At 57.6% G+C, this 22,920-nt stretch carries 22 protein-coding genes and 1 pseudogene; all 23 read left to right on the forward strand.

From position 1 onward, the window contains the following. Positions 1 to 142: 142 nt before the first annotated feature. The 23 genes and pseudogenes from AS26_RS09625 to AS26_RS09725 all read left to right on the forward strand — a co-directional run bounded on the left by AS26_RS09625 (position 143) and on the right by AS26_RS09725 (position 22,877). Positions 143 to 670 (forward strand): hypothetical protein, encoded by a 528-nt coding sequence (locus tag AS26_RS09625; protein ID WP_062308933.1) that lies wholly within the window; start codon positions 143 to 145, stop codon positions 668 to 670. Positions 671 to 765: 95 nt separating this feature from the next. Continuing rightward, positions 766 to 924, forward strand: a complete 159-nt coding sequence (locus AS26_RS14935) for an AbrB/MazE/SpoVT family DNA-binding domain-containing protein (RefSeq protein WP_373278183.1) — start codon at positions 766 to 768, stop codon at positions 922 to 924. Continuing rightward, entirely contained in the window at positions 924 to 1,361 is a 438-nt protein-coding gene (locus AS26_RS09630) for a universal stress protein (RefSeq protein ID WP_062308935.1), read from the forward strand. Before AS26_RS14935 ends, AS26_RS09630 begins: the two co-directional genes overlap by 1 nt. Positions 1,362 to 1,591: 230 nt before the next feature. Then, positions 1,592 to 2,482 (forward strand): DUF6011 domain-containing protein, encoded by an 891-nt coding sequence (locus AS26_RS09635; RefSeq protein ID WP_062308952.1) that lies wholly within the window; start codon positions 1,592 to 1,594, stop codon positions 2,480 to 2,482. Between the two features lie 73 nt (positions 2,483 to 2,555). Beyond that, positions 2,556 to 3,986, forward strand: a complete 1,431-nt coding sequence (locus AS26_RS09640; RefSeq protein WP_062308937.1) for an ArdC-like ssDNA-binding domain-containing protein — start codon at positions 2,556 to 2,558, stop codon at positions 3,984 to 3,986. A 419-nt stretch (positions 3,987 to 4,405) separates the two neighbouring features. Further along, entirely contained in the window at positions 4,406 to 4,789 is a 384-nt protein-coding gene (locus tag AS26_RS13860; RefSeq protein ID WP_083516056.1) for a gamma-glutamylcyclotransferase family protein, read from the forward strand. Between the two features lie 80 nt (positions 4,790 to 4,869). Then, positions 4,870 to 5,067 carry a hypothetical protein gene (locus AS26_RS09650; protein ID WP_012810519.1) on the forward strand — a complete coding sequence of 66 codons (198 nt, stop codon included), beginning with the start codon at positions 4,870 to 4,872 and terminating at the stop codon, positions 5,065 to 5,067. A 48-nt stretch (positions 5,068 to 5,115) separates the two neighbouring features. Further along, the gene (locus AS26_RS09655; RefSeq protein ID WP_012810520.1) at positions 5,116 to 5,403 is read left to right on the forward strand and encodes a hypothetical protein; all 288 of its coding nucleotides are present in this window, start codon (positions 5,116 to 5,118) and stop codon (positions 5,401 to 5,403) included. A 74-nt stretch (positions 5,404 to 5,477) separates the two neighbouring features. Further along, entirely contained in the window at positions 5,478 to 5,750 is a 273-nt protein-coding gene (locus AS26_RS09660) for a hypothetical protein (protein ID WP_148213742.1), read from the forward strand. Between the two features lie 1,105 nt (positions 5,751 to 6,855). Further along, a complete protein-coding gene (locus tag AS26_RS09665; RefSeq protein ID WP_062308939.1) occupies positions 6,856 to 8,277 on the forward strand; it encodes a stalk domain-containing protein in 1,422 nt (473 codons plus the stop codon). Between the two features lie 89 nt (positions 8,278 to 8,366). Then, positions 8,367 to 11,342: a hypothetical protein gene (locus tag AS26_RS14245; protein WP_157068476.1), complete on the forward strand. Its 2,976-nt coding sequence runs from the start codon at positions 8,367 to 8,369 to the stop codon at positions 11,340 to 11,342. Between the two features lie 89 nt (positions 11,343 to 11,431). Continuing rightward, positions 11,432 to 11,581 (forward strand): annotated as a pseudogene (locus AS26_RS14250) (ParB N-terminal domain-containing protein); the annotation flags it as partial. 82 nt (positions 11,582 to 11,663) lie between these two features. Continuing rightward, on the forward strand, positions 11,664 to 12,008 hold the full coding sequence (gene tnpA / locus AS26_RS09675) for an IS66 family insertion sequence element accessory protein TnpA (protein ID WP_245629706.1): 345 nt from the start codon (positions 11,664 to 11,666) through the stop codon (positions 12,006 to 12,008). A gap of 29 nt (positions 12,009 to 12,037) precedes the next feature. Further along, positions 12,038 to 12,367 carry an IS66 family insertion sequence element accessory protein TnpB gene (gene tnpB / locus AS26_RS09680; protein WP_169793487.1) on the forward strand — a complete coding sequence of 110 codons (330 nt, stop codon included), beginning with the start codon at positions 12,038 to 12,040 and terminating at the stop codon, positions 12,365 to 12,367. Between the two features lie 61 nt (positions 12,368 to 12,428). Then, the gene (gene tnpC / locus AS26_RS09685; RefSeq protein WP_157068477.1) at positions 12,429 to 14,012 is read left to right on the forward strand and encodes an IS66 family transposase; all 1,584 of its coding nucleotides are present in this window, start codon (positions 12,429 to 12,431) and stop codon (positions 14,010 to 14,012) included. 186 nt (positions 14,013 to 14,198) lie between these two features. Then, positions 14,199 to 14,612 (forward strand): phosphodiester glycosidase family protein, encoded by a 414-nt coding sequence (locus tag AS26_RS09690; RefSeq protein WP_245629707.1) that lies wholly within the window; start codon positions 14,199 to 14,201, stop codon positions 14,610 to 14,612. A 103-nt stretch (positions 14,613 to 14,715) separates the two neighbouring features. Further along, positions 14,716 to 15,165 (forward strand): BRO-N domain-containing protein, encoded by a 450-nt coding sequence (locus AS26_RS09695; protein WP_062308945.1) that lies wholly within the window; start codon positions 14,716 to 14,718, stop codon positions 15,163 to 15,165. Positions 15,166 to 15,211: 46 nt separating this feature from the next. Next, positions 15,212 to 15,766, forward strand: coding sequence for a sigma factor-like helix-turn-helix DNA-binding protein (locus AS26_RS09700; RefSeq protein ID WP_083516058.1), 555 nt, complete (start codon positions 15,212 to 15,214; stop codon positions 15,764 to 15,766). A 40-nt stretch (positions 15,767 to 15,806) separates the two neighbouring features. Next, positions 15,807 to 18,287, forward strand: coding sequence for an ATP-binding protein (locus tag AS26_RS09705; RefSeq protein ID WP_062308947.1), 2,481 nt, complete (start codon positions 15,807 to 15,809; stop codon positions 18,285 to 18,287). A 12-nt stretch (positions 18,288 to 18,299) separates the two neighbouring features. Further along, complete coding sequence (locus tag AS26_RS09710; RefSeq protein WP_062308950.1) at positions 18,300 to 21,275, forward strand: hypothetical protein; 2,976 nt, start codon at positions 18,300 to 18,302, stop codon at positions 21,273 to 21,275. A 35-nt stretch (positions 21,276 to 21,310) separates the two neighbouring features. Next, entirely contained in the window at positions 21,311 to 21,931 is a 621-nt protein-coding gene (locus tag AS26_RS09715) for a metal-dependent hydrolase (RefSeq protein WP_245629708.1), read from the forward strand. A 15-nt stretch (positions 21,932 to 21,946) separates the two neighbouring features. After that, on the forward strand, positions 21,947 to 22,204 hold the full coding sequence (locus tag AS26_RS09720; RefSeq protein WP_012810543.1) for a hypothetical protein: 258 nt from the start codon (positions 21,947 to 21,949) through the stop codon (positions 22,202 to 22,204). A 64-nt stretch (positions 22,205 to 22,268) separates the two neighbouring features. After that, positions 22,269 to 22,877, forward strand: coding sequence for a conjugal transfer protein (locus AS26_RS09725; protein ID WP_012810544.1), 609 nt, complete (start codon positions 22,269 to 22,271; stop codon positions 22,875 to 22,877). Positions 22,878 to 22,920 lie beyond the last annotated feature (43 nt).

Here is a 22,920-nt window from a genome sequence, read left to right on the forward strand (position 1 = left end):
CCCGAGAGAAGGAGAAGTCGGCCCTGGTTTTGTTTTGTGGATACGCTTGTTCTGCGGCTGCGAACGCCTCAAACTATTTTTGAGCTTTTGATCTGAAGATGAGCTTGTCCAATATTCTGAGTTTATGGAGGCGAGGGGCGCGGTGCGAGTTCGAACGCGATGGGACTGGACGTTTGCGATCCTTGGAAGTGTTCTGCTGTTCTTGGTGGGGTACATCCACTTGGCACTCATGGTCAACCAGTTTGGACTGCATTCGCGGATCGGGGTTCTCTTTCTTTTGAACGCCATCGGGGCATGGGTCGCGCTCGTCTGGATTTTATGGAAAGGGAGTTGGCCGGGGTGGATCCTGGGGTTTTTGGTCTCTGGTGGCGCAGCCTTCGCGAAGCTCGGGATGGGTTCGATTCCGGGACTTCGAGCTTTGGTGTTTGGAAGGCGAGGGTTCCCGCGGAGACCTCCGGGCGGTCTGGGGACGCATCGCTTTGGACACAGGCCAGCGCTTGGTGGTGCGCCGCCGTTCGTGGGGCATCATATCCTTCCGCTCCCCGGGAGTATTGTTACTTGGGGCACGGTGTCGGTCGTGATTGAGGTGGCGTTTGTTGTGCTGACCGTTGTAGCACTGTTGGCTCAGGCATCTCACGCGGACGGGGCCAGTTTGCCGGGTGAAGTCTAACACAGAGGCAGGAACGGGACGGGGCCATCGCGAACTGGAAAGCAGATCAGATCCAGGAGGCGAGGCTTGTAAGAGCCTGTCGGAGAGTTCGGCATGTGGGCCGACTGGGGAGGATGACGATTCCTCCAGAGGTTCGGGGGGCATGGAATCTCCGGAATGGTGACCCGATGCGTTTCACGGTCGAGGGAGACACCATTGTGGCCGAATGCGTCTCTCCTCTTGGTGCAGAAGTGCCACATTGGAGTGATGAGTGATGAAGACGATCGTGTGGGCCGTGGACGGTTCGGAGTGCGCGTGGAGAGCTGCCGAGTGGGCGGCGGAGATGCTTGACAAGTGGCCGGAAGCGGAGCTTGTCGCAGTGTATGCGCACGTGCCGACGGTACCGGCGGCCGATGCTTGGACGGGGATTGGCATGCCGACGGTCATGGACGTAGAGGCGCAGGAGACGGCTCTTGAGCAAGAACTTCGGGAAGAGGTGATGACGAAGTTCAAGGCTTATGCTGGGCGTGTGACGTTCCGCGGTGAATACGGTGCGCCAGCGGACGCCATCGTAAGTGTCGCTGACGAAGTGAACGCGGATCTGATTGTGATGGGCACACATGGACGGAAGGGGCTCGACCGGATGCTCATGGGAAGCGTGAGCACAGGGGTGCTGCATCGGGCGAGGCAGGCGGTGTTGGTAGTGAGATAAAGCGGTTGTTGTATTTGTAAACAGCAGGCTTCCCATGTGTTGAATTTGCGAGGGTCCGAAGTGTATGATGGGGGTAGATTCGTTGCACCTCCATGGGTAGGCACTCCATGATCAACGGCATCCTAATGGAAGCAGAGTGGAAGTTGGAGTTCCACTCTGCTTTTTTGATTCATTTTGTCTTCCAATACCCCTTCCAACGAAGATCATTTTCTCGCTGGAGGGAATTTTTTATGTTCAGGTGTGTGCGCTGTGATCGTCCGCTTCGTTCGCCGTCCAGTATTCGCCGCGGTGCCGGGCCTGCGTGCGCGAAGTTGCTGTTGCGACAAGCTGGGGTTGAGGGCCGGATACCACGAGGCTGGTCCGCGGTATCGGACGAACGGGTGCAACGGCTGTTGGCCATAGGAGATCAGGTCGACGCGCCTGTATCGACTCACGATCGGTCTTCCGACATAGGGGTTGCCACACGACAGTCCGCGCGTATCACCGCGACGGACGCCAAGCGACTGATGATGGACGCGGGTGTGCCCGCGCGGCATCGGGAGTTTCTGCTGTCTAGGTTGCCTCACGTCACCCGCGAATATCGCTTCAGCAATGAGGGCGAGGAACTGGAGACGCGGCGTACGCGCACGGTCGTTGGCCGGTTGTTCCGGGAGGAGGACGTGGAGCGCGCGATTGAGGAGTACAAGGCGAACCCGGACATGGCCCGGCAGTGGGACGAGCAGATTCGGCAAGAGCGAGCGGCTGAACGTGCCCGACGAGCAGAGGAACGAGCTCGGGAAGAGGAGGCCGCGTGCGCCGCGGAGGAGGCGGTTCGGCGCGACCGTCGGGATCTGGAACTCGCTACGGCCAAGATCGCCGAGCTTGAAGCGAGGCTGCGGGAACTCGAGAACGAGCGGAATCGTGAACTGACCGAGGGTGGATTCGAGGCCTTCCTCCGGTCAATCGAGCAGTGGGCGAACTCCGGCGGTCAGGAAGACGAATTGTCGACGATCCGAACGCAGCTTCACACGCTTCGTGAATTCGCCCATTGGCTGGAGCAAAAGCTCGAGAACCCGGCGCATCGGTATGCTGCCGAGCAAGTCGAGGTGTATCGCCGGGCGTTGGCGACGATGCTCGACTGATGCGGTCATGTGCCGTTCTGCCCTTCAAGTCCCCCTCTAACGAGATCATGTTCTCGTCGGAGGGGGATTTTTCGTGACCAACTGCGTTCGTTGCACGCGCACACTGCGCGCGGAACCGAGCATTCGCCGCGGTGCCGGTCCGGTGTGCGCCAAGTGGTTGCTGCGTCAGGTCGGTTGGACGGGGCGCGTGCCCAAGGGCTGGAGCGTCATGTCGGACGAGCGCGTCCAGCGCTTTCTGAAGCGTCCGCTGGTGTTGCCCGATATCCCCGATGACCAGGCGCCCCTCATCAGCACGCACGGGGCGATCGAGGCGATCGCGCCAAAGGCCAGGCCCCTGGAGTCGTATTCGGCGGAGGAACTGCGTAAGGCCGTGGCTCACGTGCCAAGTCACCTCGCGGCGGAGTACGGAAACGAGGACTACCACGGCCCGAATCGCGAGCTCTATCAACGCGCGCGAGCGCTGGGACTGAACGAGTCCAGCGCGGCCCGGTGGGCGGAGACGGGATCGCCGCCTGAAACGGTGGAGACGGAGGACGAAGTCCCACTCGGCGGGCCTGCGACGGCGGACAACCCGGACGACGCCCAGGACGAGGCGACGGCACAGCGCGCGTTTGTGGCGCACAGCCGGAACCCGAAGGTGCAGGAGGCGTTCGAGCGGCTCAATGCGTTGTTGGACACGTTCCAGGACAGCGAGCAGTTCAAGTGCTACCTGGAGTTTGCGGCGCGCGTGCCGCGGTACAGCTTTCACAACGTCATGCTGATTTACGCCCAGCGCCCGAACGCGTCGTGCGTGAAGGGCTACAAGAAGTGGCAGGAGTTCGGGCGTCACGTCATGCGCGGCGAGCGGGGCATCAGTATCCTCGCGCCGGTCATCAAGAAGGTGCCGGAAGAGGACGAACACGGTGATCCGGTACTGGACGAAAGTGGCGAACCCGTCATGAAACAAAAGGCTGTGGGCTTCAAAACGGTGACGGTTTTCGACATCTCACAGACGGACGGCGCTCCGATTCCGGTGTTGGATGAGCGAATCGAAGGAAACCGGCATGTGGAACTCCGGGATCGGTTGATGAGTGTGATTCGCAGCAAGGGGATCCCGGTTTCTTACGAATCCCGTCAGCGACTGCACGGCGCGAACGGCGTATACCATCTGGAGGACCGAAAGATCAGCCTGTCCGACGGGCTGTCGCCGGATCAGGAGGCGAAGACGCTGATCCACGAGTACGCGCACGCGCTGATGCACGCAAACTTTGATGATCGGTTTACCGTTGTTGAGGGAGGCGGACCATCGCCCGAACGCCAGCAAATGGAGGTCGAGGCGGAGGCGGTCGCGTACTGCGTGGCGTCGGCGTTTGGGTTCGACACCCGCGACTATTCGGTCAGCTATGTATGGGCGTGGTCCGGGGGCGACAAGCGCAAACTGCGCGCGAGCCTGGAACGGATCACGAAGACGGCGCAGAGGATTATCGAGGAGATTGAGCGTGCGCCGTCGAGTCAGCAGACGTGAGCAACGGTATCCTCGCTGGATTGAGGCAAAGAACGGTAGACGAATACGCCCTGACGTGGTAACATAGCCTTGAACATAGCAGGAGGGTTAACTCCTCCTGCGAGGTCGATGTGGCTTCCCCGCCTTCGGATTGCGGCCCGGGCGGGGATTGCCGTTTAAGGCCCGCAGGATGTCTGCAAGCGCATGCCCGATTCGGGCAAGGCTCCAGCCCACCGCTACGAGCACCACAGCAATGTGTTGCCACATCCCTCTCACCCCCTTCCTACGAAGGGGGTGCCCAAGAGAGGTTTCCCTCCCGAGACAAACCTATCACGAATCCATCAGTCTTTCAATAGAAATTGGATGATGTGTTTTCTTGACCCATATACAGGTTGATATTAGAATTGGAACTAGAATTGCGTTAGGGAGGAGGCGCGTGCATGGGCGTGCATACGGTGTTTGTATACGGCACATTGCGGAAGGGCCAACCGAACCGTCCTGTCATGGAGCCCTATTTGGTGTGCGAACTCGGCGAAGGCCAAATCCGTGGCTTGATGTACGACCTCGGGCCGTTCCCGGCGGTGACGCTAGAGGAGGACGGTGTGGTCACGGGCGAGTGGGTCAGGGTGACGGATGAGGGCCTTGCGAGGCTCGATCGACTGGAGGGCTATCCAAGCTTTTACGATCGGGCGATCGTTTCAGACACCGCAAACAGGCTGCGTGGGTGGGTGTACTGCATGGCGAGGCGCAAAGTGGACGGGTACGCGAGAGTCGAGAATGGGGACTGGGTAGCGCATCAAGCGCAGCAAGCGGCCGTTCGATGAACATTCGCGGCGACCGTATCATCTCAGAATGCGGTTTTTGTCTTACAAACCCCCTCTAAGTAGAAAGGGGGTTTTTCTTTATGTATGTGTCCGACACCACGATGCAGGAACTGATCGAGGAGTACCGTGCTCATCGTCGTCTGCTCTTGGCGCAGTTGCGGGAGATGGATCGTTCGGCTCGGGAGCGTCAACGGGTGTTCCAGCGCATCCGGTCGATGTCGTGGCCGAAATGGATGCGGCTGGACCTCGAGCAGTACGCGGGCTGTTGGCGGTGTTGAGAACTGTGCGGTTCGTTGGGGCGAAGGCCACGATAAGGGTGGTTAGGCATGACAGAGCTTGAGATCTTGGCACTGAGACTGGCCTGCAAAGCGCGGATAGAAAGGGACGGAACAGTAACGGTACCCTTGGACGACGTGATCACATTGCGGCGTGTGCTGATTGACGAAATGACAAGGAAATTGACTGCGATGGGATGGACAGAGTCTGCTCGAGAAGACGGACGCGTGGTGATGTACAGCAAAGGGGATCGCGGCGTATGGCTTCTGCTCAATCCCACCTTTGCAGATTGGGGCATTCGGATGTCTGAGGCGATTAGGGAATTGATCTGGAGATAGATGAAAACCATCAGGCGGCGTCTTTCACGTGATTCAGGATGATGGCGCGCTTGAGCTCGTTTTCGAGGTGGTAGGTGAATTTGGCGGTTTGTCATGCGATTCGTGTCCAGGTGGAAAGGCGGGTTGGCATGAGTCCGTGGTTCGTTGTCGCTGGCTATGTGGTTATTGGCCTACTTGTTATGCTGATTGCGGATGTTATCGAAGGTATTGAGAATGTTAAGGGCATGATTCGAATGGCCATACTGATGCTGTGGCCTCTATTCCTCACAATTCCCTTGATCTGGTTGTTGGCGAATGGTTACAAAGCATTGGTAAAATGGATCAGAAAAGTGCTACGCATTCATTGAGATTCATTGAGGCGTTCAAAAACAAGCTCCCCTGCATCGTGCTCATTGATGCAGGGGAAGTGCTTTGGGGGTAATCGTTGCGAAACCAACCGCTTTACCATCATCGCTGGCCTAACACGATGATACGACGTTTCGTCACTGTTGCCAAGACTCACAACAACACGATTTCGCCCCGGCCGTGGATGAATGGCCGGGGGCGCGCGAAAGGAGCCGAATCGTGGCCAGCCTCAGGCAAGTGCGTGTCGCCACATGGATAGTCTAGATCGTAGCGAGAGGTCGGACGTTGTCTTTGAGTGTCGAATTCTTGTCCAGATGCGACGACCTCCCTGCACCACCGTCTGCGTGCAGGGAGGTCGTGTGGAAAATGGAGGGTGCCTCTATCGTCCGCTGGCCTTCATCGCCCGACCGTTTCACGCCACGCATGCAACTCTTACACCTAGTTCCTTCGTCCCGGTTCCTTCCATCCGTATGGGGCAAAGTGGTTGGGGTCCGGGGCGGTCGGAAAGGGGCTACAGAACAGCCCAGGAGCATGGAGCGTGTCGGCCTAAGCTGAGCTTAGTCCAGTTCGCGTTGTCGATCCTTGTCTTACGATGCTGAAATCTTGCCCTTGTCGATTCGGTTGAAGGACAAAAAGCCCGCACCTAGAGGTGCGGGTGGGTTAGGTGAAGAGGTCAGTGAGAATCGAATGACAACGGATTGCCTGAGTTCAGTATAACCCATTGATGCTGATGAGTATACAAGCTTCGTGACCCGTGAAGCTGTCTGGCGGTGTACCCGACAGTGAGTGAATCCGCGATCACAAAAATCCCCGCACGGCTCGGTGCGGGGAAGCGCGGGGAGATGGTTCAGACGAATGGAAGCTGCATGCGCTCGGTTTCAGTATCGACCGTTGGGCAGGCGTGTAAACGTGACTGTGGGCATGAGGTAAGAAGGAACGCGATCGGCTGTTGATCCTGTGATTAGAGAACCAAATACAATCCTTAAAATCAATAATATGGTTGACACAATGTAAGGGTATGGATTATACTGACGGCAAGGATAGATTTGGATGACACGAAACGCGCGTTGCCATACATCGAGCTTAAGGATGAGGAGGTTGATCACGATGAAAATGAATGCTTGGAAGGCGGCTTTGGCCTTGTCTGCGACGGGGGTGCTTGCGGCCGCGCCGCTGGTTTGGGCCAGCACGCAAAGCTCGCAGAAAGCGACGTATACGTACTATCCCAGCATCGTGGAAGTGAACGGGCAGCCGTTGTCGACGCCGTCACATATCGCGGCGCAGGATCCATTTGGAGGCTCGAACGGTCAGGTGACGGCGTTCCTTCCGATCTGGCATATCTACCAGGCGCTCGGTCAAATCGGTGTGAAGGCATCGTGGGACGGCACGAAGGGTGTGCTGAATCTGACGACGCCAAGCGGCATGACGGTGAACGATCCGAGCGCGGTGAAAGCTGTACCCATCACGAGCGGCACGATGGTTATTGAGATCAATGGTAAGCCGGTGACGTATGCGCCGCGGATTGCGTATCTGGATGAAGGTTCCCGTGGCGTGGTCACGACATTCGTGCCCGTCTATTACCTACAACAGGCACTGAGCTACATGGGCGTTCAAACGAGTTGGAACGGCACGGAGTGGAACATGACGGTATCCAACTCGACAAACGGGTCTGGTCAGTCGTCGAGCGGTGGCGCAGCCAGCGGGCCTGTGTATGAGACGCAGCAGGCGATGGCAAATGCCATGTGGCAGTTGTTTAATTCCCTGCCGATGTTCAATCCTAATCATCCGCTGGTTGGACATGTGGTAGCTCATCCGACGATGGCGCAAGTGGGTGCGACGATGCCCAATCCCAATGGCCAGGTGACCGCGGGCCAGGTTGCGACGTGGCTTGCGGATTGGGCAGCGTATGCAGTGCCCTATACGGGTTCGGGGGCGGCTGCCGGAAGTGTACAGACATTCTTGAGCCATCAATCCTCGAATGACCCGTTTACTTGGGCGTCACAGAACGATTTGTTCCAAGGTACGGGCATCACGGATTCGAACACCGAGCTAACGACCACACAGGCGCAGACGGTGTTGAGCAATCTCCAGTGGTGGTTGAATGGATATAAGGAACAAAACGGCGTGTATATCTTACATGCACCGGTTTATACGTTCGATTGGATACCGATGGGATATTCAGAGCAAGCGTATCAGCAAGCTAAAGCAGCGGCCACCTATTTCTATGATCGTGTGAAGGTTTGGGGAGACGGCAAGACCATTCATGTGGAGTTGCCGAATGCTACGGGGGCAAATGTAGTTTATGCGGTGGTAGTTCCGAAACCTAATGGTATGACCTGGGGCTACGGTTATTTCAACGGATGGAATGTTCCGCTGCAAGGCGGGACAACGTTGACTTTCCAAAACTCCGGATCGGGATTTGACCTCAGCGTGTATGGAGCGGATATACCGAAGCATGTACGTATTGGTGGCTATAGTGTTGGTTATTCCGGTGGGCTCCCGAATATTTCTTCTGACTACATTAGCTAAAGCCAAGTTTCATACAGGCGCGTTCCTGATGGGCGCGCTTTTTCTTTTGCCCTACACCTCGCTATAAGGTGGAAAGGAGGGGTGACACTGTGCGGCTTCGAGGCCGAAGAGCAGTACATGCGGCACTGGCGGGGATCGCCTTGCTTGGTGGTCTGGTCGTGGATGCACCGAATGCGTTGGCGGATAACTTTGGCGCCATTGTGTACGTACCACAGGACAACGCATACGAGATTCGTGGAGGTGATACTTATAGAATATACCCCAGTAATTACTCGTTCTATCCTGGTTGGGGGCTTCTCCTACCTGGCACTTACATGAACATCGCACAAGTAAGCGCGACAGACGGCGCCGGATGGTCAATTAACGACCTAATTCAGGCGGATACCCAGTACGCGAATGTTGGTAACGGCTTGGGCTACCTTGGGATTTACCCTGGTGAAGCTCAATCAGTAGCCAGTGCATTGGGTGGTAATCCAAACTTCGCGGTATCGAGAGCCGAGCAGTATCAATACGAATTGCAAGATACGAACACATGGAACACCACCCAACTCCTCCCCTTCTCCTACCTTGTGAACGAATCCGGCGCGATCTTCACGAGTGACAGCAGTACGTTGACGCCGGATGGGGTGTGGCGGGATCCGTATACGGGACAGATTTACACCCGGTACAGTTCGACGTTCCACATCGCCACATCGCGCTGGCCAGTGGCGCAAAGTCTGTCCGCATCGGTCCAAGGGAACAGCGTGACCTTGACTTTCCACACGGCCGTATACCTGTACAGCCAGCTTGCGACATATCACTACGATGCGGTGGAAATCACCAATACGACTACTGGTCAAACACAGTGGTTGGCCGGAACGGGTTCCAGTGATATGAGCCAGATGCAGGCGGAATACGGGACACAAGGGTACTTCACCGACACGTTTTCCGCCAGCAATCTGACGCCGGGGAATTATGTTGCCCGTGCCTGGGTCTCGGACGGTGTGGATCGCATTTCGGGGCCGGTCACGACCAGTTTCACGATTTCCGGCAATGGTGGCACTGGAGGCGGTGGCGGATCCGGCCAGTACAGCATCACGCTGACGGCCTCAAATACGAATCCCACCGTCGGGCAGTCGGTCACGCTGAACGCGCAGGCGTACGGCGTGGGTTACAACGGCTTGCCGAATGGGCACAGCTACTGGATCGTGATCAACGATCAGGACAACGCAGGGACTTTGCAAGGGCGGTTTAATCAGTATGAGGGCGGATATGATGCACCGACGGCATCGACGACCGCCGTCTCGAATCAGCCACTGACGGACACGTATGTTGCCGAACTCTTGGACGGTGCAACGTTGCAAGTCCTAGCCACTTCGTCCCCGGTGCAGGTGACGTGGGGCAATAACAATGGGAGCGGAGGTACACCGCCGATTCCTTCGCCTGGTCCAACGCCCATTCCTACACCGATACCCACCCCGACGCCTATTCCGACACCGATTCTGGCACCGACACTCACAGCAAATCCTACGAGTCTGAACGTAGGACAAGTGTCAATCTTAACAGCTACAGCTCCTTATGTGCCTCCCGGCGATTACCTTGTCATTTGGGATGAGAGTACCGGGCAGGAGCTCAATCGTTCTATTACAACGGGTAACAACGTTACAATTGAGGCGTGGGTTAGTGAACCTTCTCCTGAGTCACAGACATACATCGCCCAGATAAGTCCGTCGTGGACCAATGAATACCAATTTCTTGCTCAATCCAATCCGGTTACAGTAACATGGACACAACAGGTTCAAATTGCTCTGTCAGCCAATCCGACTTCGTTGAATGTTGGGCAGGCTACCACACTCACAGCAACTGTCGTGAGCGGATGGCAGCCCAATAACATGTGGTTGAAGATCTTCAACGAAACAACGGGCCAGTGGCTCGGCGGTTCATGGAGCTCCACGTATACGACGCAATATGCGTCACAAAGTGCCGGGACCGATACGTTCATCGCGTATGTGACGGTGTATTCGCCGGATCACAGTTCCTACATCAACAATGCCTATCAGTCTAACACCGTGAACGTCACTTGGAATCAACCCACTCCACCTCCGCCGCCCAATTGCGGTCAACCGTATGATTCCAACGTGCAATGGGTGAGCCTTGGCAACGGCGATGAGGAGTTGACGTGGATCCGCAACGATCCGACGCCGCAGTACGATCCGCAGACCAACTCGTGGCAGTGTGTGGATCATACGACTCAGGAATCGAAGGTCTACACGCACACTGTGAACAACGGCCAAATTTCTGGGTTGTCGTATGATCCTGGCACGCCGCAGAACATGTGGCTGCCGGTGCCGTCGAGTGAGTGGGATGCGGCGCAGTGTCCGGGACTGTTCTGTACCTACTTCCAACAGCATGGTTTTACGGGAACGGAAGTGGGCGGCCCGAACGCGAATCAGATTTCGAGCAACGTTGTGATCAACGGCATCACGTTCCACACTTACGGACCGCCGATTGGCCAGCAGACCCCAACCGTGTGGGTTCGCCCGGATGCAGGCTTTGGCTTCCGGTACGTGTGGCAAGGGTCTCCGCATGCGCTGCCGCAGAGCGGGACGGTAACGTTCACAATGACCAATCCTGATGGTGGGAGCATCACGTGGACGAAGCCACTGATCATTAACTCGGAGACGTTGCAGACGCAGGGCACCAATCTGCTGGGTCTCGACCAACCACCTCCGGCTGCCACGGAAGTGTTCAGTTGCTGGACGGATGTGCCGAAGGGCGTGTACCTGAACGGCCAGCCTGAACTCGCGGCGTGGAGTCTGAGTCCGGATCCGGCGACGGCGTTCGCGCAAGGCGCGCATATCTCGTTCACGATCACGGTGAACACGGATGCGGGGAGCTTCACCGTGACGGCGCAAAACGTTGCGAGCACGTTCGGGTGGCCTGCGTACTGGTTCACGCGCCTCGGAAACGACAGCTTGGTTCAACAAGCCGAGAGTCAACAACCGCAGCAGGCTTGGCAGAACGTTGTGACGTACGCGGATCCGTCGCTGCATGTCGCGCCGGGGTATGGGACGTTAGGTCAGTGATAAACAGCGAGCCGCCTCTCCAATGTGGTGGGGCGGCTTTCTTTTCGTCTTCGTCGTGCAAACACCTCTTCAGTAGGAGGGGATTTTTTATGAGCACCATCCACATTGATCGGCTCAAGCCGCATCCAAAGAACGCTGAGTACTTCGCCGATCTCGGCGGCGATAAGTATGAGGAGCTTAAGCGGAGCATTGCGACGAACGGGATCCGCGATCCGTTGAAGATCCTCCCCGACGGTACGTGAGCGTCAAATAGTCCGCACCTAGCGCCAGGCCCTCTCGTGCGAGACGATCCCCCCAGAGCCGTATATGGGAGGGATCCACATGACAAAAGCGGAGTTGGAAGAACTTCGCGAGCTTTGGCGTGCCCGCGTGGCGGACTTTCGGGCCAGCGGATTGACAGGCGCAGCGTGGTGTGCTGCGCATCAGGTCAAGGAACACCAGCTGTGGTATTGGGTCGGCAAGTTTAAGGCGGACACCGACCACGACGGCCGTCAACGTGATCATGCTGAGCCGCGTTTCATCCCGGTGCGTGCGGAGGAATCCGCGCCTGAAGTGACGGACAAGCCGCTGTCCGTGCGCGTGGGTCCTGCTGTCATCGAGGTCACGCCCGGTTACGATACTGAACTGCTGCGCGATGTGGTGCGCACCTTGGCCTCGCTATGCTGAACATCGGTGCTGGACCCGGGGAGTTGCGCGTGTACCTGGCTTGCGGCAGCACAGACATGCGCAAGTCCATCGACGGATTGGCGGCTCTGGTGCAGGAGTCCTTTCACCTGGACCCGTTTTCTCCCGCGGTGTTCGTGTTCTGTAACCGGGGGCGGGACAAACTGAAGCTGCTGTACTGGGAGCACAACGGCTTCTGGCTGTATTATCGGCGGCTGGAGCGGGGCCGGTTTCAATGGCCGGACACAAGCGACGGCAAGACTCTCGTCATCAGCCACCGGGAGCTGAACTGGCTGTTGGACGGACTGCCATGGAACCAACCGAAAGCACACCGGAGGGTTACCGCGAAAAAAGTGGTGTGAGGCCGGTAAACACAGAAGTATCTGTCAAGGGATTTCGACGGCCGTGTCGAAGTCCTTTTGCATGATGAACCCAACAGCGACCCCCAACCAACTGGAAGCCCTGCAGGCGCGCTGCGAAGCGCAAGAGAAGGAAATCGCGGAGCTGAAAAAGCAGGTCAAGTTGCTGCTGGAACAACTTCGTCTGGCCCGCCATCGGCAATTCGGGAAATCCAGCGAACGCATAACGGACGACCAGATACGCTTGGACCTGGTATTCAACGAAGCGGAGGCGGAGGCGCAGCCAGAGGCAGAGGAACCCACCTTCGAAACGGTGACGTACCAGCGGCGCAAGAAGCAGCCAGGGCAGCGGGACGCCATGCTGGCAGACCTTCCGGTGGAGCGGATTGAATACCGTCTGCCGGAGGAAGAACGGATCTGTCCGTGCTGCGGCGAGATCATGGACGAGGCAGGTGTCGAGATCCGTCGCGAGCTCATCCACATCCCGGCACAGACGAAGGTGCGCGAACATGTCCAGCAACAATACGCATGCCGGATGTGTGACAAGCATGGGACCGAAACGCCCATGGTCAAGGCGCAAATGCCCAAGCCCCCGATACCGGGCAGCCTGGCGTCCGCTTCGATGCTGGCGTACGTGATCGACAAGAAATACGTGGATGGCTTGCCGTTGTACCGCCTGGAGGAGCAGTTTGCCCGGCAAGGCCTGCGGTTGACCCGGCAGACCCTGGCGAACTGGGTGGTGTTGGGGACGACGCGGTGGCTCGAATGGATATACAACCGGCTGCATGAGGAGTTGCTCAAGCGCCGGTACCTCCATGCGGACGAGACGACACTGCAGGTGCTGCATGAGCCGGGGAGACCTGCCGAGGCGATATCGTACATGTGGCTGTACCGAAGCGGTCAGGATGGGCCACCGATTGTCCTATTTGACTATCAGGAGACTCGTTCGAAGGAGCACCCGAAGCGATTTCTCAAGGGATTTGATGGTTACCTGCACGTGGACGGGTACAGCGGGTACAACGAGATTCCGGATGTGAAGCTGGTTGGATGTTGGGCACACGCCAGACGCAAGTTTCACGAGGCGCATACCGCGCTGCCGGCAGAGGAGCGAAAGAAACCGACAGCGGCCAGGATAGGATTGGAATACTGCAACCGGTTGTTCAAGATTGAACGCGCCCTGAAGGACGCGCCGCCAGAAGAACGTCACGCAAAGCGGCAGAGGTTAAGCCGACCGGTGCTGGACGAGTTTTTGACGTGGCTTCAGGAGCAGGGTGAACAGGTACTGCCCAAGAGCGCCTTGGGGCAGGCGGTTTCGTATTGCCTCAACCAATGGTCGAAGCTCACGGCGTTTCTGGAGGACGGGCATCTGGAGTTGGACAACAATCGGAGCGAACGATCGATCAAGCGGTTTGTGATTGGCCGGAAGAATTTCCTGTTCGCGAACACGCCACGGGGCGCGCGGGCGAGCGCCATCGCGTACAGCCTGGTGGAGACAGCCAAGGAGAACGGACTGGACTCATACTTGTACCTGGAATACCTGTTCGAACGGCTACCCAACATCCGGACTGACGCCCCGACGATGGACGACTTGCTGCCGTGGTCGGAGCGTCTGCCAGAGCGAATCCGCAGACGGACGAAAAAAGCATAGCATGCGAAACTGCCCCGCTGGTTCCCCGGCGGGGTTGTTCGTCATGCATGAGTTTGGTGCAGCCGTGGTGGGAATGCAAGGTGGGCGGGATTTGACGCTCACGTTGCGATCCACGATGGCATCACGCCAATTCCAAGCAATGGCTACGACATCGAGATGGGTGCGGGCGAGGCGAAAACACCCATCATGCAGCGGGTGCACGTGGGGGATCGGGCGGTGTGGGGAGACACCGTGGTCTCACTGGACACAGGAAAGACTGTGCCCTTCAGTGCATATCCGAACGCCATCGGTGCTGGCCCCATGTTGCTCAACAATGGCCGCATCGACATCGAGCCAGCAAAAGAAGGGCTGGATAACTACGAAGTCGTGGACGCGGTGACACTGCGCTCGGTGGTCGGCTTCAATTCGTCCGGGCAGTTGGTGTTTTTGACGATTCACGACGCGAATGTATACCAGGAAGCTCAGATCGCCAAAGCGCTCGGTTTGACATACGCGATGAACCTTGACGGGGGGAGTTCAACAGGACTGTGGTATGAGGGGCGCTACTTGACGGTTCCGCAGCGAGCCTTGGCGACTGCGATCGTGGTGGAAGAGAGGTAACACATGCACTCCAATTAACAGCCTTGCGTCGAAAGGTGGCGCAAGGGCTGTTTTTATGCCGTTTTGCCCTGCAGACATCGCTCTTCGGAGGGGGCGATCTCTCATGCAACAAACCTGGGCGGTCTTCGCGAATGGCGCGCAGGTGCGTGTGTTTTGGGTAGATGGCGAACCATGGTTTGACGCCGTCGGGGTGTGTGAGGCGATGGGGCTGCGTAACATTGAGAAGGCGATACGAAGGTTGGACGACGACGAGAAGGGTTTGGTGACGGTCGACAACGCAGGCGGGCGCGAGGAGATCCTGGTTGTTCGCGAGTCGGGGATGTTGCGTTTGGCGCTTGCAGGCCGAGAACCCCACGCGCGTGCATTTCAACGTTGGGTGGTGCGCGAGGTGTTACCTCTTGCGATCCGAGGTCAGCGTCCCAACGCTTTGGAGGAACAACTGCGACTTGAGAAGGTCTCGTTGCTCGTCGAGATCCTCGCAGCATATCAAGACCGATTGTCGAACGACGGGATCGAACATCTTGCCAAAACCATCGCAAATCTCCTAACGTAATTGTAAGAACTTAACCATTCTCCACGTGTTTTTGGAGGTGGCCCTTGTGGCACGTTCGGACCTCATGGACCTGATTCAAGAATACGAAGTGGCGTTGCAACGCATTAAGGATGCGAAGCGGGAAACGCAAAAGCGTCTCCAAGAACATCCCGAACTCGAGCGCGACGTGTGGCTGTATGAAAGTATGGCGCGCTCCTTGGACTATACCTTGTGCCTGATGGAGGGTACGACACGCGTTGAGCATCGCGAAGTGCTCATTGGCGACCCTGCTGTGTTGGATCGGCTCGCAGCAAAATCCATAGGAACACAGTCTGGAAGATGGGATAGGGACGACGAGGGAGACGAGGGAGACGCGGCAGGGGGTGTGGTGGAATGGTGGCGGCAGAGGCTTCCCGTCGCATGGCGCTCTGTGTTAAGCCTTCGCGAAGCCGCTTGTCTGTTTGCCTACGAACGCGGTATGAGCTATGCGGGGATAGCACAGGCATTGGGTGTCACTCGTGGATCTGTACAGTCATACGTGAGGCGAGCGAGGGAGAAACTCGAGCGTGCGAATGCCGTTCAACTCGGCCTATTTGACGATACACCGGATCTAGGCGCGTAAGATGCCATACACCTCTCCACATGAAGGAGGGGTGTTTTTTATGCACACCATCTATTGGCACGACAACATTCTCTTTTTAGACAACGGTAGCGCGTATGGGGTCTATCGGTTACCGGCGTTGCCGTACGAACATCAGCCGGAAGCGGTCAAGCGGAGTATCTATCGGCAATTCGAAGTGTTCTTTCAAACGTATCGCGGGCAAGGGCAGCTCCTCAGTGTCTCCGTGCCGATTTCGGCCGAGGAAGTTTCTTCAAGGATGCGTTCCTTTGGAGATCATCCGCATTGGCGCGCCCACGTGGACCTGGTGATGCAACGTCTGCATGGCCAGACACCTTTCGAACGACTCACAGTGCTCATCTTGCCGCTCGCTTCGCCGGTCGGAACCGCATGGAATCAAGTGTTGGACAGACCGGACAAGCTTCGCGAACGAGTTGCGGATCAATTTCTGCGATTTTGGGGCTATGCCAAACGCAAGGTCGCACGAGTCCAGGCGCCTGTGATCTCGCAACACGACCTAGAAGTAACGCGGCAAGCCGAAATGCGCTTGTACAACCGTCTGCAAGCGATTCTTCCGCAGCTTGCGCGTGCTACACCACATGAAATGGAGCGCATTCATCGTGCGCCCTATTTTCGCGGGCTTGCGCCATGGCCAAATACACTGCCTGATCCTCTCCCAAAGACCTTGACGATCGAAGGAAAGGATATTCTCATACGTCCACGACCTGTTCGTCTATCGCTTGTTTCGGCGGCGGTGCGCGAAGACACGTTTCGCATTCGAGTGGAGCATGACGACAAACGCGTATCGTACCAATCGATCATGGCGGTGGCGAGCCTGCCGGATCGACTGGAAACGATCGGTGATGAGTGGCTCTATCACCCTCTTGAAAAGCTCCATTTTCCCGTCGATGCTTGTGTGCATTTCGAGATCATCTCGCCCCAGCGCGCGCGTGAATTGGTCTATCGCCGTCGGAAAATTGTCGCGGCGCAAGGTGAGGAATATGCGCAAGCAGGGGACATCCCGTGGGACATTTACGACGGTCTCGAAGACGCGCAGGCCCTCGAAGCAAAACTCAAAGCGGGTATGGCGTTTGCGACGTTTCACGCGTTCTTTGCCGTAGGGGCGGACAGTGAGCTTGAGATGTTGCGGCGTGAGGAGTTGCTGAAAGAGCGTTTGCAAGGGGTCGTGCATCTTGTCCATCCGCCCGGTGATGCTCTGAAACTGTGGCAGGCGTTTTTCCCAGGCACGGTGGGCGGTGTCGACAAGGCTTGGGCGATTCCCGCGGATCCAAGCGTGCTCGCCGCATCCGGTGCGCTCGGAACAGCGACGGTCGGTGATCCATCTGGGATGTGGTTCGCGCGTATGGTCCATAGCGCACGTCCGGTATGGGTGGACTGGTTTCGCCCCATGCGCGAACTCAATCGGAGCGGTGCGGCCGCGTTTGTCGGCACGCTTGGGAGCGGCAAGTCAGTCGGGATGAAGTACGCGGCAGACACCATGCTTCAGTGGGGCGCGATCGGCGCCATCGTGGATCCCAAGCAGGCAGAGTACGGTTCCTTGGTGCAGTTGTGGCCGCAGGAAAGCGTCTGGTGGACGTTTGGCGCGGGTAGCGAACTCCAATTCTCACCGTTTCATCTGGGGCGCGACGCGCGGGAATCGCAGCTTATTGCCGAGGGATTCCTGAGCGTGCTGTTGAACGTCACCACACGCCGCGAGGACCAGCGGGCGTCGTTGGTCATCCAGAGAGCCCTCAATACGCTCTATGAAGGCGAGAAGTGGGATATGGACCACTTTCTCGTTTGTCTTGAGCATGAGCAGCGGGACACACAACGCACCGAAGACGAACGCGATCTCGCGGATCTCTTTCTGGGTCTCCTCGAACACTACCGGATGAGTGAACTGGGCCGTGCGCTTTACGGAAAAGACGGCGAAGACAACGTCATGGATAGCCGTGCGAGGCTGGTGGTGGCGTCGATTATGGGTCTGGACTTCCCGGACCCGGGGAGTTCGCCGGATGCATGGCGTGAAAGTCAGCGTTTCGCCGTTGCCATCCTGTACTTGGTCACGCAAATTGCGTTCCGACGTCTGGTCGTGGCTCCACAACATGTGCGCAAGTTTTTCGCTGTGGACGAGGCGTGGATTCTTCGCAGTATCCCGGAGGGGCGTGCGCTCCTCAACCGCATGTTACTCCTTGGGCGCAGTATGAACCTTGTGCTTATGCTCGCCGTGCAGAATCCGGATGTTCTTTTGCCAAAGCAGGGTGCGGAAAACGACGACATGGCCGCGAGTCTCGGTTGGACGTTTGTCGGTCGTCTGACGTCTCGCACGCAGGTGGAGCATGCGGTGCGCCTGCTCGGGCTTCCGCTGGAAGAAGACGAGATGCTGAATCGCTATGTCGAGGTCTTCCAGTCGTTTGAAAGAGGACGGGGTTTCCTGCGCGATCCGTTGGGGCGCATCGGCGAAATTCAGATCGATGTGGTCGATGCAGGCTTGCTGAAGGCGTTCAGTACAACACCGGAATGAGGGGATGGAGGCATGCTGCAAGTCATCGGAGGCAACGGAGGCGCGCCGAGTATCGACAGTGTCGTCACGTCGAACGCCGCGACCAACACGCTTTTTGGCTATGCGAATCCCACGTCTCCGTTTCCGGGATGGGAACAGCCCTCGCCAAATGTGTATACGTTCACCCTCCCTCCACAAGGGTGGTGGAATACGCTTTTTGGCGGTGGGGTGATCAAAGAAGTCGCCAACTGGATTGCGGATCTGGTCATGCAAGGCATCGCGTGGTTGATGCACTTGGTGATCTTGTTGGCGGTGGACTTTTCAAATCCTAACTGGTTGGTGGATCCCGTCGCGAAGCGCTTGGGGCTGTCTTTCTCGCTTGCCTATCAGAACGTGTTTTTACGTCTGCTGCCGTTTCTCGTGCTTGCCGTAGGCGTCTATCTAGTCTGGCAGTTTCTGAGGGCTCGACATGTAAAAATGCTGACAGCCGTCGTGAGCACGGCGTTCTCGGGTGCGTTGTTATTCATCTTCTTCTCGCATTTCTCCCCAATCTTTCAAAGTGTGAACAATCTGTCTGAGAACGTAGACAATCAGGTCAGTGCGGCCATTGAGTCCATCTCGAATCTTCGCGCCAGCACCATCTACGACGCGGCCTGGAACATCTATGTGTTGGAGCCGTGGGAAATTGCTCAGTTTGGCCATGGTTCCAACAACCTGCAAGACTTCAATGTATCCAGTGCGTCGGTGGGAGAGTCATACACGACGGACAGTGGGGGCACAGCCACGATTCAATCCGGGGACAACTGGGTCACGTTGTTCATGCAGAACACGACGACTTCGGCCAGGCAGAGTCTGTTGAACGACATCCTCAAGACGCCACAACCTTTCGCGCACACGGGTTGGACGAGCACAGATGTCAAAAATTCGAACCCGTATAACAACATCGTCTTTTTGGCCGTGATGTTGCTGCTCGGGCTTCCGTGCCTCATGTTCTTGGCCGTGATGGCGTTCTACCTGTTTGGGCTGGAAATGGCGTTTCTCTTCATGACGTTCATGGGGATCTTTGTGCTACCACTCGGCTTTGTCCCCGAGGTCGGATGGACGTATGTCCTCAAGTGGGTGAAGCAGGCCATCGGCTATCTGCTCCTCAAGCTGGCGAACGTGGTGTACTTGTCGATCACATTCTTGCTCATCAGTATTGTCATGGACACGGTCTCCCTGACGGGGGATGAGACGACACTGGTCACAGGAGCGATCATGGCGGCGCTCATCTTTTTGGGTGCGCTCATCTTCCGAGGCCCGATCTTCTCAACGTTCATCATGCCGACCCTTGAACGGTTCAAAAGCGGTTCGTCAGAGGCATCCGGTGAAGACGAAAAGAAGAAGCAAGCCAGCAAATGGACGGAGTTTGGAGATCGGACTCGGGAACTGCTCTCGAAACGCTTCGATTGGCGAGGCCACAGTTCAGCAGACGGTGCCGCAGGGATGGCAGGAACGCTCGCCGGTTCGTGGAGTACGTCCCATCGCGGCGGAGCCGCAGGAGGCTCTTCTGCCCAGGGGAGCGCGGACCGATCTTCAAGTTCTGGATCTCGTCGCCGGACAGGCGCATTCGGCAAGGGGCCAACAAGCGATGGGGCGACGATGCGCGGACCGACAAGTGGCCGTTCAACCGATCGTGCCTCGACGGGCGATGGTTCAGCAGGCAACAGTTCACCGCCTGGAAGTTCGGCTAGCGGTGATTCGGCCGCCAGTTCACTGGGTAGAGCCGGTACGGATCAGTCTTCTTCCCTTGGTGACGTTGTGCAATCGGGGAGCGGCGCGAACGTAAGCGGTGAACAAAGCCCCAGTGGGGAGCCGTCCAATCCAAGTGTGTCGGATTTAAGCCCATCCGACATGGGGGCGAATCCCGAAACGGACGCACATGGTGAGGAGGACTTGAATGACCGTCTTTCGTCTTCGAACACGCATGGAGTGGCTGAAGACGAACAAGCGGAGCCTCACCTCGAAGAGGCGTTTGAACGGGCGGCAGCCGCTGTGGAAGCTGCACAGATGGTGGCAGATCGCCGCACGCTGGCCCCGAAAGCGGAAGCTGAGGCGGTCATGCCGGATCTGGAAGCGTCATTCGCCACGCCACCAGAGGTAGAGGCTCATGGCGCAGTGACTCAAACGTCCACGGTCCAGCTTGAAACCGTGGCGGCGGAGACGACCACGTCGGGGGACAAGGCTGCGTCTACCCAGGTGAAAACTGAAAAACAGCCGTCGTCGGACGCTTCACCGCGAGAAATGTCGCGAAGTGGATGGGTGAAGGCGACGACAGCTCCTAACGTCGAGGAATCGGTGAATCATCCGTTGGAAGAGGCGCTCGCCATACCGCAACCGAACAACACAGACGATGCGGTTGCAGGAAATCCACCAGCAAGGAGCGATGCGAGTCCGGAGGCGAAGAAGTCCGCGGAGCCGACGATGTCCGCAGCCCCCACGACGCTCGCATCAAGCGCCGAGGAATCGGGGGCACATCCCTTGGACGAAGCATTCGGGGTGTCGCAACCGAGGGTTGAAGATCGCGGGGTGACGCGCGAAGGACAAGGCGAAGTGCACGAAGAAGGCGCTTCGGATTCGGCCAAGCTCGAAGATGAGTTCCAAACGCCCTCTGCGGTCAGCGGAACGGCAGCCCATTCGCCGTCGTCGACCAGCTTCAAGCGTGTGAACTCCTCTCCTGGAGAGCCTGGAAATCCGAAGTCGAGCGAAGCACCGAAGCCGAATGAAGCGCCGAAGCCGAATGAAGCGCCGAAGTCAGCGGAGGCCGCGAAAGTCGTGCCGATGGTCTCGGTGTCGTCTCCGTCCCGAACAGTGCGGTTGCGGGCGAAGCCCAAGGCGCCGCCGACTACGCAACGAAGCGAGCGAAAGTCGTCGGGCGCTACGCGCAACGCTGAACGCAGGCGCGTCGAACTTGGGCGGCGGACACCGCTCGATCCCAACCGTACGAATCGTCACGATCCCAAATCGTGATGTTGCCTTACACCCCTCCTCTGATGAGAGGAGGGGTGTTCTTGATCCACACCACGCACGCGGTGTTCGCGGCGGCACTGACGGAGGTGATGCTGGTCTCGGAACACGCGCCCATCTCATGGCAAGCAGCAGCTACGATCGCTGTGGCGTTTGTTGTGGCTCCCGTCCCAGATATCGACCAACCCGAATCGTGGGTGTCGCGGCACATCCCGGGGGCGTCGCTGGTCTCGAAGTTCATTCGTCACCGCACGTTGACCCATAGCCTGCTGGTGTCCGTGCTCCTCTACCTTGTGCTGTTCGGCCTCGGGTTTCACATTCCGGATTGGTTGGCGACAGGAATCTTCATGGGATGGGTCAGTCACTGGCTCATCGATCTCGTGAACCCGATGGGCGTGCAACTCTTTTATCCCTTGCCTTGGTGGGTGAAACCACCCGTGCCATGGCTGGCCATTGGCGTCGAAAGCCCTGGCGAAAGCTTGATCCGCGCCCTTATGCGTGTGTTTGTCACGGTGCTCACGCTTTCCTACCTCCTCGTTCATGCGCCACCCATGCTTCAAAAAGCCGCAGGACCGCTCGAAACCTACGCACTTCGCTGGGTGGGCCTGTGGACATGGCCATGGCTCGGCATGGTGTGTCATGTTCTCCATCTTCGCTGACAAGGAGGCACACGTATGGGACAAGGTGCAAGCCTCAGTGGAATCACAAGCAACCCCGCATGGCAGTTAGTCCAGCCATTTTTTGATATTCTCGCGGTCGTCGTGTTGGTCGTGATGGTCGTGTGGATCACGCTGAAGTACATCCGAGGCCAGCATCAGCACATCGTTGTCCAAGTGGTGTTTGGGCTTATTGCCTTACTCTTTTTGGTTGACCCCACGGTCTTCTTTGGTGTGCTCACGTGGCTGGTCGGCAAACTGCCAAGCGGAAGCTGACTTGGACGCGCTCTCGCAGGTGCCATCAGGTGCCTGAGAGAGCGCGTGTTTGGGGAGCGTTGGTATGCCACGAACCTACCAGAAGCTGTTCAAACAGAAGGTCGTCATCACCAACATCAACCGCCGGAGTCTGGGGTTTCGCCTATTTGCGGACGATGTCGTCACGTTTTTTCTCTCGGGGGTTGGATTCCTGTTATTGGACACCTTGACCCCTTTTCGTCTCTTGAACCTCGTGGTGAATCGTTGGCTTCTCATCCTGGGATGTGCGTTCGGATTCACGTGGCTGGCGCGAAAGCTCGATCCCGATGGCAAGCCGCTCGTCAAGTATTTGTTCGACGCCGCGCGTTATCCCTTTCGAAGTCATGTGAGCGACGGATGGGTGCGAAAGGCACGGACGCTCGTTTGGCGTCGTGGGAAACGGACAGTCTTTCGTAGACAGGCGCGGGTGTGGTGGACGCACGGGGATCTTCATTTGCCCGTGGAGGTGAGGATGCGTTCACCGGTTCCCTTCACGTTTCAGAGTTCCGTGCACCTGGACGTCAAACTTGGACGACGAAAAACTCGATTCCAACGCGCCGGTCGTTTCCGATGGCCGCGTTTTCGACAAATTTCGGGTCTTCGCCCCGGCAGTTATGAAGTCTCGCAATGTAGGGTGCAGCGCTTGGATCGGTGATGTTGCCCTACAGATCGCCTGGAGATGAAGAACGCCCACACAG

Source organism: Alicyclobacillus sendaiensis NBRC 100866, from assembly GCF_001552675.1.
In the GTDB taxonomy this organism is placed as follows: Bacteria; Bacillota; Bacilli; order Alicyclobacillales; family Alicyclobacillaceae; genus Alicyclobacillus; species Alicyclobacillus sendaiensis.

Coding starts and splice junctions, on each gene's coding strand:
- AS26_RS09630 (WP_062308935.1), top strand. CDS start 924: ATGAAGACGATCGTGTGGGCCGTGGACGGTTCGGAGTGCGCGTGGAGA.
- AS26_RS09635 (WP_062308952.1), top strand. CDS start 1,592: ATGTTCAGGTGTGTGCGCTGTGATCGTCCGCTTCGTTCGCCGTCCAGT.
- AS26_RS13860 (WP_083516056.1), top strand. CDS start 4,406: ATGGGCGTGCATACGGTGTTTGTATACGGCACATTGCGGAAGGGCCAA.
- AS26_RS09650 (WP_012810519.1), top strand. CDS start 4,870: ATGTATGTGTCCGACACCACGATGCAGGAACTGATCGAGGAGTACCGT.
- AS26_RS09655 (WP_012810520.1), top strand. CDS start 5,116: ATGACAGAGCTTGAGATCTTGGCACTGAGACTGGCCTGCAAAGCGCGG.
- AS26_RS09665 (WP_062308939.1), top strand. CDS start 6,856: ATGAAAATGAATGCTTGGAAGGCGGCTTTGGCCTTGTCTGCGACGGGG.
- tnpA (WP_245629706.1), top strand. CDS start 11,664: ATGACAAAAGCGGAGTTGGAAGAACTTCGCGAGCTTTGGCGTGCCCGC.
- tnpC (WP_157068477.1), top strand. CDS start 12,429: ATGATGAACCCAACAGCGACCCCCAACCAACTGGAAGCCCTGCAGGCG.
- AS26_RS09690 (WP_245629707.1), top strand. CDS start 14,199: ATGCAGCGGGTGCACGTGGGGGATCGGGCGGTGTGGGGAGACACCGTG.
- AS26_RS09695 (WP_062308945.1), top strand. CDS start 14,716: ATGCAACAAACCTGGGCGGTCTTCGCGAATGGCGCGCAGGTGCGTGTG.
- AS26_RS09705 (WP_062308947.1), top strand. CDS start 15,807: ATGCACACCATCTATTGGCACGACAACATTCTCTTTTTAGACAACGGT.
- AS26_RS09710 (WP_062308950.1), top strand. CDS start 18,300: ATGCTGCAAGTCATCGGAGGCAACGGAGGCGCGCCGAGTATCGACAGT.
- AS26_RS09720 (WP_012810543.1), top strand. CDS start 21,947: ATGGGACAAGGTGCAAGCCTCAGTGGAATCACAAGCAACCCCGCATGG.
- AS26_RS09725 (WP_012810544.1), top strand. CDS start 22,269: ATGCCACGAACCTACCAGAAGCTGTTCAAACAGAAGGTCGTCATCACC.